Source organism: Pseudomonas gozinkensis (genome assembly GCF_014863585.1).
Taxonomy (GTDB): Bacteria; Pseudomonadota; Gammaproteobacteria; order Pseudomonadales; family Pseudomonadaceae; genus Aquipseudomonas; species Aquipseudomonas gozinkensis.
Genome location: NZ_CP062253.1, coordinates 5670559 through 5683028, shown reverse-complemented (window position 1 = coordinate 5683028; position 12470 = coordinate 5670559). Strand labels below are relative to the sequence as shown.

Annotated in this window: 12 protein-coding genes; 6 read left to right on the top strand and 6 right to left on the bottom strand. The window is 63.1% G+C overall.

Annotated features, from left to right (window positions below):
• Positions 1-82 precede the first annotated feature (82 nt).
• Together IHQ43_RS25330 and IHQ43_RS25325 are read right to left on the bottom strand one after the other, a co-directional pair.
• Entirely contained in the window at positions 83-1324 is a 1242-nt protein-coding gene (locus IHQ43_RS25330; protein WP_192565061.1) for a TIGR03862 family flavoprotein, read from the bottom strand.
• 280 nt (positions 1325-1604) lie between these two features.
• Positions 1605-2525, bottom strand: coding sequence for a histone deacetylase family protein (locus IHQ43_RS25325; protein WP_011336057.1), 921 nt, complete (start codon positions 2523-2525; stop codon positions 1605-1607).
• Positions 2526-2607: 82 nt separating this feature from the next.
• On the opposite strand from IHQ43_RS25325, the gene IHQ43_RS25320 reads away from it, so the two are divergent.
• From IHQ43_RS25320 to IHQ43_RS25310, 3 genes are all read left to right on the top strand, one after another.
• Complete coding sequence (locus IHQ43_RS25320) at positions 2608-3177, top strand: GNAT family N-acetyltransferase (RefSeq protein ID WP_192562493.1); 570 nt, start codon at positions 2608-2610, stop codon at positions 3175-3177.
• A 109-nt stretch (positions 3178-3286) separates the two neighbouring features.
• The gene (tesB, locus tag IHQ43_RS25315) at positions 3287-4156 is read left to right on the top strand and encodes an acyl-CoA thioesterase II (protein ID WP_085712241.1); all 870 of its coding nucleotides are present in this window, start codon (positions 3287-3289) and stop codon (positions 4154-4156) included.
• Positions 4153-4746, top strand: coding sequence for an HAD family hydrolase (locus tag IHQ43_RS25310; RefSeq protein ID WP_192562492.1), 594 nt, complete (start codon positions 4153-4155; stop codon positions 4744-4746). Before tesB ends, IHQ43_RS25310 begins: the two co-directional genes overlap by 4 nt.
• Before the next feature lie 136 nt (positions 4747-4882).
• Here IHQ43_RS25310 and IHQ43_RS25305 read toward each other — a convergent pair whose 3' ends face one another.
• The 4 genes from IHQ43_RS25305 to IHQ43_RS25290 form a co-directional block, all read right to left on the bottom strand.
• A complete protein-coding gene (locus IHQ43_RS25305; protein WP_192562491.1) occupies positions 4883-5836 on the bottom strand; it encodes an alpha/beta fold hydrolase in 954 nt (317 codons plus the stop codon).
• A complete protein-coding gene (gene ypfJ / locus IHQ43_RS25300) occupies positions 5837-6724 on the bottom strand; it encodes a KPN_02809 family neutral zinc metallopeptidase (RefSeq protein ID WP_039771788.1) in 888 nt (295 codons plus the stop codon).
• Between the two features lie 204 nt (positions 6725-6928).
• Entirely contained in the window at positions 6929-7762 is an 834-nt protein-coding gene (locus IHQ43_RS25295) for an aldo/keto reductase (protein WP_192562490.1), read from the bottom strand.
• Entirely contained in the window at positions 7746-9482 is a 1737-nt protein-coding gene (locus IHQ43_RS25290) for an FAD-dependent oxidoreductase (RefSeq protein ID WP_192562489.1), read from the bottom strand. Before IHQ43_RS25290 ends, IHQ43_RS25295 begins: the two co-directional genes overlap by 17 nt.
• Positions 9483-9659: 177 nt before the next feature.
• Here IHQ43_RS25290 and IHQ43_RS25285 point away from each other — a divergent pair, with 177 nt between their 5' ends.
• The 3 genes from IHQ43_RS25285 to IHQ43_RS25275 all read left to right on the top strand — a co-directional run bounded on the left by IHQ43_RS25285 (position 9660) and on the right by IHQ43_RS25275 (position 12432).
• The gene (locus tag IHQ43_RS25285; RefSeq protein ID WP_192562488.1) at positions 9660-10436 is read left to right on the top strand and encodes an IclR family transcriptional regulator; all 777 of its coding nucleotides are present in this window, start codon (positions 9660-9662) and stop codon (positions 10434-10436) included.
• Positions 10437-10552: 116 nt separating this feature from the next.
• Positions 10553-11614, top strand: a complete 1062-nt coding sequence (locus tag IHQ43_RS25280; protein ID WP_192562487.1) for a Gfo/Idh/MocA family protein — start codon at positions 10553-10555, stop codon at positions 11612-11614.
• A gap of 2 nt (positions 11615-11616) precedes the next feature.
• The gene (locus tag IHQ43_RS25275; protein ID WP_192562486.1) at positions 11617-12432 is read left to right on the top strand and encodes a sugar phosphate isomerase/epimerase family protein; all 816 of its coding nucleotides are present in this window, start codon (positions 11617-11619) and stop codon (positions 12430-12432) included.
• The last annotated feature ends 38 nt before the right edge of the window (positions 12433-12470 follow it).

The window sequence follows — 12470 nt, the reverse complement described above, 5'->3', positions numbered from 1 at the left end:
CAAGCTCGCTCCCACATTGAGCTTCAGTGGTATGGAGATCACTTGTGGGAGCGAGCTTGCTCGCGAAGGCAGCGCCTCGGTTTTAACCTTTGCGCTGCAACCACTGCGCCATCCCAAACCCCGCCGCCCGGCCACTGGCAAAACACGCCGTCAGCAAATACCCCCCAGTCGGCGCTTCCCAGTCGACCATCTCCCCCGCACAAAACACCCCCGGCAACGCCTTGAGCATCATCCGCTCATCCATCGCCTCGAACGTCACTCCGCCCGCGCTGCTGATCGCTTCGTCCAGCGGACGGGTTTTCACCAGCGTCAGCGGCAAAGCCTTGATCGCCCGGGCCAACAACGCCGGATCGGCAAACGTCGCAGCATCGGTGAGTTCACGTAACAGCGCCGCTTTCACCCCATCAATCCCGACCTGACTGTGCAGATGCTTGGCCATCGAGCGTGATCCCCGTGGTTTGCTCAATGCCGCCTGCAATTTATCCACAGGTCGGCCGGGCAGCAGGTCGATGTGAATGGTCGCGGCACCGTGCACATTGATCGCCTCACGAATCGGCGCCGACAGGGCATAAATCAGACTGCCCTCGATGCCGGTCGCGGTAATCACACATTCACCCAAACGCGGAACGTCGTCGTTCAAACCGATGGCGATATTTTTCAGCGGCGCGCCGGCGAATTTGCTGACCATCACTTCGCTCCAGGCCTGCACCTCGAAGCCGCAATTGCTTGGCTGCAAGGGCGCCAGTCCTACACCGCGTTGCTCCAGCGGCAGCATCCACGCGCCGTCGGAACCCAGTCGCGACCAACTGCCGCCGCCGAGGGCGAGCAGGGTGGCGTCGGGGTTGAGGGTTTTCTCGCCTTCCGGGCTGTCGATGCGCAGCGCGCCGTTTTCATCCCAGCCGAGCCAGCGGTGGCGGGTGTGGATAACCACGCCGCTGTCGCGCAGGCGCTTGAGCCAGGCGCGCAACAATGGCGCGGCTTTCATGTCGGTGGGGAACACCCGGCCGGAGCTGCCGATGAAGGTTTCGATCCCCAGCTCGTGAATCCAGCGGCACAGCGCATCGGCGTCGAACGCGCGCAGCAACGGGGCGATGTTCGGGGCGCGTTCAGCGTAGCGCGAGAGGAAGGCCGGGTAGGCTTCGGAATGGGTGATATTCATGCCGCCGACCCCGGCCAGCAGGAACTTGCGGCCCACCGAGGGCATGCCGTCGTACAGATCGACGCGGACTCCGGCCTGGCTCAGCACTTCGGCGGCCATCAGGCCGGCGGGGCCACCGCCGATGATGGCGACGTGAGCGGAGGAGGTGGCGTGAATCTGGGTCATGGCGTGCGCTGCGGTCTGGCGAAATATGGCGCGCATTCTAACAGCGCAGATCCCTTGTGGGAGCGAGCTTGCTCGCGATGCGGTGGATCAGTCGCCATCGATTCGGGATGAGAGGGCCTCATCGCGAGCAGGCTCGCTCCCACGGAGACTTGTGGTGATTCAAATAGCTGATCAAAAAACAACCAGCGCGCTGCAAGCCATGTTCAGCGTGGCCTGTAGTCCCTTTCGCTCAGGTTATCCACAGGCCGTTCCACAGCCATTGTGGGTAACGCAGCACAACTCAATGACAACCCGATGACTGCCAGACACGCTGCGCACTGTGATGCAGGATGCCGTGGCGGCGGGCGAGGGCGTGGCGATCCTTGCTGTAACCGCCGCCGATCACCCCGACCACCGGGATGTCGCGGCCCAGGCAGTGGCGCATCACGCTTTCATCGCGGGCGGCGACGCCTTCATCGGTCAGTTGCAGATAACCGAGGGCGTCGTCCTTGTGCACATCGACGCCGGCGTCGTACAGCACCAGATCCGGCTGATACAGCGGCAGCAGATAGTTGAGCGCATCGTCGACCACTTTCAGGTAATCGGCGTCGCCCATGCCGTTGGGCAGCGGAATGTCCCAGTCGCTTTCGGCCTTGCGTGCAGGAAAGTTCTTTTCGCAGTGCAGGGAAACGGTGATCGCTTCCGGGGTGTTGTGCAGAATTCGTGCAGTGCCGTCGCCCTGATGCACGTCGCAGTCGAAGATCAGCACCCGGTTCACCCGGCCGCTTTGCAGCAGGTAGTGGCTGATGATCGCCAGGTCATTGAAGATGCAGAACCCGGCGGGGTAGTCGTAGTGGGCGTGATGAGTACCGCCGGCGAGATGACAGGCCAGGCCATGCTCCAGGGCTTTTTCCGCTGCCAGAATCGAACCGCCGACCGCCCGCACCGTGCGTCGGGCCAGAGCTTCGTTCCACGGCAGGCCGAGGCGCCGCTGGTCTTCGCGGGACAACTCGCCACTCATGTAGCGCTCGATATAACTGCGGTCATGGGCCAGGGCGAGAATGTCGGCAGGGCACAGTTCAGGGCGCAGCAGGTCTTCGTCGCGGGTCAGGCCGCTGTCCACCAGGTGATCGCGCAGCAGCCGGAACTTGTCCATGGGAAAGCGGTGATCCGCCGGAAACTCGGGGCTGTAGTCTTCGTGGTAGATCAACGGCAATGGCATGGTGGACTATTCATAAAGGCTGCAGGAAAGAGTGCAAAGCCTAACAGCGATGTAGACTGACGGCATCAAGCGGAGGGGCGGGATGGAACCGATACTGGAGCTGGAAAGCGCAAGGCTGCTGATGCGCCAATGGCAGGACGAGGATTTGCCGGCGTTCGCGGCCATGTGCGCCGACCCGCAGGTGATGCGCTACTTCCCCGCGCCCTTGAGCCGGCTGGAAAGCGCCGCGCTGATCGGCCGGGTGCGCGGGCATTTTGCCGAGCACGGTTACGGCCTGTGGGCGCTGGAGCGCAAGGACACTGGCGAGTTCATCGGTTTTACCGGGCTCGGCGTGGTCGGCTTCGATGCGCCGTTCACGCCGGCGGTGGAAATCGGCTGGCGTCTGGCCAAGGAACACTGGGGCCTGGGTTATGCCAGCGAAGCGGCGTGGACCGCGCTGCGTTGCGGCTTTGACCGGGTGGCGCTGAATGAAGTGGTGTCGTTCACCAGCGAGACCAATCTGCCGTCGCAGAAAGTCATGCAGGCGATCGGCATGCACCACGCCCCGCAGGATGATTTCGACCACCCGCGTCTCGCGGACGGTCACCCGTTACGTCGACATGTGCTGTACCGCATCACGAGGGAGCAGTGGCTGGAAACCTTGCATGGATAAGCAGGCGCGGACGTTTACAATGGCCGGCACCCTGGGGGCGCCGGCCAGAACCTGAATCCCCCGCCGCAGCCAAGACTGCGCGGCATTGCTTTGTGTGAGGAGAGTCTGAATGAGCCAAGTGTTGGAAGATCTGGTGGATCTGCTGACCCTCGAACCGATCGAGGAAAACCTGTTCCGTGGTCGCAGCCAGGATCTGGGCTTTCGCCAGTTGTTCGGCGGCCAGGTGCTCGGCCAGTCGCTGTCGGCGGCCAGTCAGACCGTTGAAGAAACCCGTCATGTGCATTCGATGCACGGTTATTTCCTGCGTCCGGGCGATGCCAAGTTGCCGGTGGTCTACTCGGTTGACCGCGTGCGCGACGGCGGCAGTTTCAGCACCCGCCGCGTGACCGCGATCCAGAAGGGCCACCCGATTTTCACCTGCAGCGCTTCGTTCCAGTACGACGAAGAAGGCTTCGAACACCAGAGCCAGATGCCGCAAGTGGTCGGCCCGGAGAACCTGCCGTCGGAGCTGGAACTGACCCAGCAACGCGCGCACCTGATCCCGGAACACATGCGCGAAAAACTGCTGTGCCCGAAGCCGATCGAAGTGCGCCCGGTCACTGAAAAGGATCCGTACAACCCGCAGCCGGCGGACCCGATCAAGTACGTGTGGTTCCGTGCCGACGGCGCGTTGGCCGACATCCCGGCACTGCACAAATACCTGCTGGCCTACGCCTCGGACTTCGGTCTGCTGACCACCTCGATGCTGCCGCACGGCAAATCGGTCTGGCAGAAAGACATGCAGGTCGCCAGCCTCGACCACGCGTTGTGGTTCCACAATGACCTGCGGGCCGATGACTGGTTGCTCTACGCCATGGACAGTCCGTGGGCCGGCAACTCGCGCGGTTTCTCCCGTGGCAGCGTGTTCAACCGCGCCGGGCAACTGGTCGCTTCGGTGACTCAGGAAGGCCTGATCCGTCATCGCAAGGACTGGGCATGAGTCTGGCGGTTTTGCGGAACTGGGTGTTCGACATGGACGGCACCCTGACCGTCGCCGTGCACGACTTCGCGGCGATCCGCGTGGCGCTGGCGATCCCGCCGGAGGATGACATCCTCACCCATCTCGCGGCATTGCCCGCCGAGGAAGCAGCGGCGAAACATGCGTGGCTGCTGGAACATGAGCGGGATCTGGCGCTCGGTTCGACACCGGCAGTTGGCGCGGTGGCGCTGGTGCGCGACCTGCATGCGCGCGGTTATCGTCTCGGCATCCTGACCCGCAATGCGCGGGAGCTGGCCCACGTGACGCTGGAGGCCATCGGCCTTGCGGACTGCTTCGCGGTGGAGGATGTGCTGGGCCGCGATGAAGCACAGCCAAAACCGCATCCGGGTGGCCTGCTGAAACTGTCTGAAGCCTGGCAAGTGCCGGCGAGCGAGATGGTGATGGTCGGTGATTACCGGTTTGATCTTGATTGCGGCCGCGCGGCGGGCACTCACACGGTGCTGGTTAACCTGCCGGATAATCCGTGGCCGGAGCTGACCGATTGGCATGCGAAGGATTGTGTGGAGTTGCGGCGGATGTTGTTCGCCTGATTGGTTGTCTGAGAGGGCCCCATCGCTGGCAAGCCAGCTCCCACAATGACTTGCGTGAATGCAAATTCTGTATCCGCTACAAATCCCTGTGGGAGCTGGCTTGCCAGCGATGGGGCCGGATCAAACAACACCAGACTTATTGGTCGAACAGTGCTTTCTGGCCTTCCGGCGAGGTCAGCATGCCGTCGCCGTTATGCCCGACGCCGGGCACTTCGATCAGCCGTTGATTCACCCCTTCAGGGTGACGGCGCAGCAAATAACCGAAAAACAGCTTCCCGCGTTCCAGTCGATAAGCCCCCTGGGCTTTGGCGGCGCAGCTCTTGTCCAGCGCCGGGTGTTGCGGGTCGGTGTCCTGCTGGCCCAGCAGATAAATCACCTCGCGTTTGACGTAACGGCCTTCAAGCTGCGCGGGCGTTTGCCCACCCGAGTAAATCGGTGGGTCCACCAGACCGTACTTCCAGCGGTTGAATCCCGAACACTTCGCATGATCGAAGGCCACCGGGCGTTGCTCATTGAAGTAGGCGTACGACGACGGGTTGGCGACCACGTAACGCAAGCGAATGCCTTCGGTCTTGAGCGCCGGTTGTTCCTGGGCCAGCAGCGCATAACGCTGCACCACCTGAGCGCCGCCGGAGTGGCCGAAGATCACGATCTGCTTCACGTCCGGAAACTGCTTGCGATCGCTCAGGCGCCCGACGATTTCGTCCAGTGCGGCGTAGGAACTCAGCGGGTTCGGCCCTGTGGATAACCCGCCGCCCATCCAGTCGTTGCCTTGCCAGCGCAGCACGCTGGCGGGTAACGAATAGAGCGCCACATCGCTTTCGTTGAGAAACTGCGGGGCGATCACCAGGGTGTTGGCGGTTTGCCCGGCCAGTTCCGCCGCGACTTCACCGCTTTTGCGATAGGTCTCGGCGTTGCGCAGCTTGCCATGAATGACGATCAGCACGCGCTCGATTTTTGCCGGCGCCGGGCCGATACCCACCGCCATTTCGCCGGCCTGCAATTGCAGGCGCCCGGGACTGATTGCGTCGACGCCAGCCGCTTGGGCAGTGCCGCCGATGAACAGAAAAGCCAACAGCCATTTATGCATTTACAGGTTTTTCGCCGCAAAGGTATCGCACTGGCCGACCTGGCCCTGGGCGAATCCGGTTTTGAACCAGCGCACCCTTTGCGCCGACGTTCCGTGAGTGAACGAGTCCGGCACCACGCGGCCCTGACCCTGTTGTTGCAGGCGATCATCACCGATGGCGTTCGCCGCGTTCAAGGCTTCTTCGATGTCGCCCGGTTCCAGCCAGTTCAGACGCTTTTGCGCGTTATAGGCCCAGACCCCGGCCAGGCAGTCGGCTTGCAGTTCCTGACGCACCAGCAGACCGCCGTCACCTTCCATCTGCCGGCCTTGCTGGCGGGCTGTCTGAATTTTCGCCGAGACGCCCAGAAGCGTCTGCACATGGTGTCCGACTTCGTGAGCGATCACGTAGGCCTGGGCGAAGTCGCCGGCGGCCTTGAAGCGCTGGGCCATTTCCTGGAAGAACGCCATGTCCAGATAGACCTTCTGGTCCGCCGGGCAATAGAACGGGCCAGTGGCCGAGGTTGCCAGACCGCAGGCGGAATTGACCCGATTGCTGAACAGCACCAGGGTCGGATCCTTATATTGCCGGCCAGCCTGCTGGAAGATCGCGCCCCAGGTGTCTTCGGTGTCGCCGAGGATCGAGCGCACGAATTCGGCCTGTTCATCGTTGGCCGGCGGCGCCTGACGGGTTTGCGAAGTGGGGGCCGATTGTTCGGTCATCTGCCCGGTGAGCTGGCCGAGGATCTGCAGCGGGTCCTGCCCGGTGATCCAGCCGATGCCGACGATCAGCAGGATCGCCCCGAGGCTCAGGCCCTTGCCACCGCCGAAACGCATGCCGCCACCACCGCCCATGTCATCGCCACGGGCATCGACGACGTTGTCACTGCGTCGGCCTTTTTTCCATAGCATGTGGGAATCCTCGTCTGTGCAGGTGGAGAGTGTGTGTGGTGATGAGTGTTGCTGGTGTGTGAGTGTGGCGCCAGTCCGGTCGTCCGTCTATTCGCACACACGCACAAAGGCCCGGCCTCGGGGTGACGAGGTCGGGCCTGTTATTGACGAGCGCGAGCGCCGGGAATTCAATCCGCCGGCGGATTTCTTTCGCCGGGTCGGGTGTCAGCGGTCGAAGGCATCCCAGACCGGCGCGAAGTCCGGGCTGACCTGACGTTCGCGCTTGGACAACGCGGCGATCAGCGCCCGGTCGTCATCGTCCAGTTCGACCTGCAGTGAGGCCAGGTTGGCCAGTTGATTGGTCTTGCTGCTGGCCTTGGGAATCGCCGCGACGTTGTCCTGATCCAGCAGCCACTTCAGCGCGACCTGAGTTGGCAACACGCCGTGTTTTTCGGCGATCTGCTGAATCTGAGGAACCTCCGAGACCTTGTTGCGCGCCAGAGGCGTGTAGGCCGTCAGCGCCAGATCGTGTTGACGGGCGTAGTCGAGCAGGGCGTTTTGTCCGAGCAGGACGTGGTACTCGACCTGAATGGCTGACAGAGGAATGCCGTATTCCTCGACGACTTTGCGCAGCAGCGGCAGCGGAAAATTCGCTACGCCGATGTTGCGAGCCAGCCCCTGTTCCTTGAACGACGCGAGGGTTTCAAGAGTGTGCGGCAGATCCCAGTCGGTGGTCGGCCAATGAATCATGAACAGGTCGACGTACTCGCTGCGCAACGCCTTGAGGCTGCGCTCCAGCGAGTGACGCATGGCGTCCGGTTGCAACTGGTCCCACCAGACCTTGGTGGTGACGTGAATCTGCTCGCGGGGTGTCGGCGTATTCGCCAGGGCCTGTCCGACGGCGTCTTCGTTGTTGTAGGCCGCTGCCGTGTCGATGTGGCGGTAACCGAGTTCCAGCGCTTGCTCCACGGCGCGGGTGCATTCGTCGCCGAGCATCGGCCAGGTGCCGAGGCCGAGTTTTGGCAGGTTCAGTCCTTGTCTGTTAACGATGTGCTGCATGGTCGATCTCCTGTTCGAAAGCCGTGACGCCCGCCATGTGTCGGGCTGCAATGTAACCGAAAGTCAGCGCCGGGCCGAGGTTGATCCCGCCCGCCGGATAATGCCCGCCCATGATGCTGGCCATGTCGCCTCCGGCGGCGTAGAGCCCGGCGATGGGCCGGTCTTCGGCGTCGAGCACTTGCGCGTGAGGGTTGACCTTGAGCCCGGCGAAGGTGCCGAAGCAGCCCGGCTGCACCTTCACCGCGTAGAACGGGCCTTGTTCGATAGGCGCCACGCACGGATTGGGTTGTTGCGCCGGATCGCCCTGTTTGCGGTTGTACGGGGTCGAGCCGCGACCGAACAGCGGGTCTTCGCCGTGCCGGGCAGGGTGGTTGTAGTCGTCAACAGTGGCGCGTAAACCCTTCGGGTCGATGCCGCATGCGGTGGCCAATTCCTCAAGGGTATTGCCGGTTTTCAGATAGCCGCTGCGGATAAAACCTGACACCGGAACCGGAAACGGCCGAGACATGCCGAGCCCGTAACGCCGCTGGAACGCGCGGGTGCAGATCAGCCAGGACGCGACCTCTTCGCCTTCGGGGGCGGCGGCGACCATGGCGCTGACATAGTCGTAATAGCCGTTGGCTTCGTTGACGAAGCGCTGGCCGTTGCGCAGCACGCCGATGACGCCCGGTTTGCCACGTTCGATGATGTGCGGGAAATGGCCGATGCTGCCGTCGGAATGTGGCACCTGCGAAACCGGTGCCCAGGCCACGGTCGAAGCCACATCGGTATTGACCCGGCCCCCGGCGGTTTCGCCCAGTCGCAGTCCGTCGCCATTGACTGCCAGCGGAGGCAGCGCCCAATGTTCATGACCGGTGGGCGTGCGAGGGAACAAGTCTTTGCGCCGCTCGATGTCATTGGCGAACCCGCCGGCCGCGAGCACCACGGCTTTGCGCGCATGGACATTGACCGGGCCTTTTGTGGTGTTCACGCGAGCGCCGGTGATGCGTGATTCGTCGCGCAGCAGTTCAGTCACCGGCGCCGACTCCCACAGCAGTACGCCGAGGTCTTCGGCGGACTTCGCCAGCCGGGCCACCAGCGCCACGCCGTTGACCAGTTGCATCGCCCGGCCGTGCAGCGCCAGGTCCAGCAGGTGGCGGGTGAAACGCCGGGTCACGTGCCAGGCCGCCGACAACGAGCGAGTCAGATTGAGAAACGCCGACAGGTCCGCGCCGGCCATGATCGGCATGCCCATGAACGAAGTTTCTCGCATGGTTGTGCGAAGACGCTTGAGCAGGCGCCCGACCTTTCGTCCGTCATAGGGCGCGGCAATCACCGAGCGTCCGCCGGTGCCGGCGCCCGGTGATTCGCCGTGGATGTCGGCGATGGCGTTGCCGTCGGCAAATTGCAGGGCGGTGTGCTGTTCGAAGAACGCCACCATGCGCGGGCCGGCTTCAAGGAAGGCGTCGATCATGGCCGGGTCGTAGTGCCCGCCGAGTTCGTGGCGCAGATAGGTGCGCGGCAATTCCACGTCTTCCACGATCCCGGCGCGCCGGGCCAGCGGATTGCACGGCACCCACGCCCAGCCGCCGGACCACGCGGTGGCGCCGCCGAACACCGGATCCTTCTCCACCACGATGACCTTCAAGCCATGCCAGGCGGCGGTGACGGCGGCCGACAAACCGGCGGCGCCGGAGCCGACCACCAGAACGTCGCAGTCGATATCGGGAAGGGCAGACATCAGCAAGGGCTCCAGCAATCAATTGTTTTTAGAATCATGTTCCAGAAAATAACCAGTGCGGGCGAAGCAGATCAACCGACTGACGCGCAAAGTGGGCGGTTATCGGACGCCTGGTTCCAGATTTCGCATTCCTCGGGATGTCTTCTAGAATCGGCGAAATTTCACCGAGAGCGCACCATGGCCGGCAGTCAAATCGAACGGGTTTTCAGCGTGCTGGAAAGCCTCACCAGTGATCCGCGCGGGCTGCCGATGCAGACCCTGGCCGAGCAACTGGACATTCCGAAAAGCGCGACGCACCGGCTGCTCGCCGAGCTGATCCGCCTGGGTTACGTGCGGCAGAATCCGGAGACGTTGCGCTATCACCTGTCGACCAAACTGGTTGCGATGGGCTTTCAGTACCTGTCGAGCAGCGGGGCCGACATCGTACAGCCGGTGCTTGATCGCCTGGCCCAGGAAACCGGTGAGCTGGTGCGTCTGGGGGTGATCGAAGGCGAGCGCCAGACCTGGATCGCCAAGGCCCAGGGCGCCCGCACCGGTCTGCGTTACGACCCGGACATGGGCCGCGATGCGCCGCTGTTCTACACCGCGTCGGGCCATGCTTGGCTGGCGTGCATGAGCGACGCCGAGGCGTTGTCGCTGGTTGAACGCCAAGGGGCGGAAGTGCCGGCGGATATCGGGCCCAACGCGCCGCGCTCCAATATTGAACTGCTCGAACGCCTGCGCGTGGCCCGGGAGCAGGGCTATGCCTGTGTGGAAGAAAGCTCGGCCGTGGGCACTTCGGCAATTGCCGCCGTGGTGAAACATCCCGCCGATGGCCGGGTGATTGGCGTGCTCAGCATCGCCGGGCCGAGCGCACGGATGCCGGGGGCTCGATTGCATGAACTGGCACCGCTGTTGCTGACGTTCACCGAGGAGTTGTCGGCGGCCAGCCTGGCTTCGGAGTTGTTCGTTTAAGCAAAGCTGTGCGCTGTTCGCCCACTTTTCAGTCGGGCGGGTGTGAGAATCTGGAACCGGGTTCTAAATTGTTGGAGGAGTGAGTTTTCCCACAACAATCACAAGAGGATCGCACCTTGAACCCGCCCCTTCGAATCGCCCTTATCGGCGCCGGTAACATGGGCCAGCAACATTATCGGCACCTGAAACATCTCACCGAGGCCACGTTATGCGCCGTGGCAGATCCCGGCCCTCAGGCACCGGCCCTGGCGGCGGAGTGGGGTGTGGCGCATTTCGTCGATCACCGTCAGATGCTGGAGCAGAACCGGCCAGACGCAGTGATCGTCGCCAATCCGAATAATCAACACGTCAGCACTGCGCTGGATTGCCTGGCCGCTGGTGTTCCGGTGTTGCTGGAAAAACCGGTGGGTGTGCATCTGGATGAGGCGCGACAACTGGTAGCAGCGGTGAAACGTAGCGGCGTGCCGGTGCTGGTCGGCCATCATCGGCGGCACAATCCGTTGATCGTGCGTGCCCATGAACTGGTCAAGGACGGAGCATTGGGACGGCTGACGCTGGTGACTGCGTTGTTCCAGCTGCGTAAGCCTGACCAGTATTTCGAAACCGCGTGGCGGCGCGAAGCCGGTGCCGGCATGCTGCTGACCAATCTGATCCACGACCTCGATCTGCTGCGCCACTTGTGCGGCGAAGTGTGTTCGGTGCAGGCGATCACTGATCGTTCGCTGCGCGGTTTCGCCAATGAAGACAGCGCAGCGATCCTGCTGCAATTCGACGGCGGAGCGCTGGGCAGTCTGACCGGTTCCGATGCGGTGGCGGCGCCGTGGAGCTGGGAGTTGAACTCCGGGGAGAACCCGGTCTATCCGCGTCAGGCCGATCAGCCCTGTTACTTGCTGGCGGGAACAGCCGGGGCCTTGAGCATTCCACAGCTCAAGCGCTGGCATTACTGCGCCGATCAGGTGGACGCCGGTTGGCATGAGCCGTTGCTGGCGGTCGATGAACCGTTCACGCCTGACGAAGCCTTGCGATTGCAGTTGCAGCATTTCGTCCGCGTGGCGCGCCGGGAAGTCGAACCGCTGGTGAGTGCCGCCGATGCCGCACGCACGCTGGCGCTGGTCGAGGCCGTCCGTGAAGCAGCGGCCAGCGGTCGCGCCACCGAACCTGCGCAGATCGAGGCCTGAACATGAGCGAACGAATCCTGTCCCTGGCCAGCCTGACCGTGCTGGAGTTGTCGCCACCCTACATGGTCGAGGTCGCGGCCCGTGCCGGTTACAGCCATGTCGGCCTGCGTCTGGAGCCGGCGACGCCCGAGGAATATCACTTTCCACTGGTAGCCGATGGCGATTTGCGGCGTCAGACACTGGCGCGTTTGCGTGACACCGGAATCGGCGTGCTCGACGTGGAAATCCTGCGTTTGAAACCGCAGACGTTGGTCGCGGATTTCGAGCAGCTGCTGAGCGTTGGCGCTGAGTTCGGTGCCAGTGAATTGCTGGTCGCCGGTAATGACCCTGACGAGCAGCGGCTCACCGATAATTTTGCGGCACTCTGCGATCTTGCGGTGCCCTACGGTTTGCATCCGCATCTGGAGTTCATGCCGTGGACCGATGCGCGCAATCTCGAGCAGGCGTTGCGCATCGTCGACAATGCCGGGCGCGAAAACGGGGCCGTGCTGGTGGATGCCTTTCACTTCGACCGTTCCGGATCGCGGCTGGAAGATCTGACCGGTGTGCCGCCCTCACGGCTGCGCTATGCACAGTTGTGCGATGTTGCCGGGCCGAGGCCGACGGACATGGCCGAGATTTTGCGTCAGGCCCGCAATGAACGACGGTTTCCCGGCGAGGGCGATTGTGACCTGATCGGTTTGTTGCACAGTCTTCCGGCTAACCTTGCCCTGAGTCTGGAAATTCCCACGGTCAAATTGCTGGAGCAAGGCGTGAGTGGTTTGCAGCGGGCGCAAATGGCGATCGACCGCACACGGGAATTGTTGGCCCGGCTTTAAGTCTGCTTCAAGGGGCGAGGGCGCCTGCGTCCTCGTCA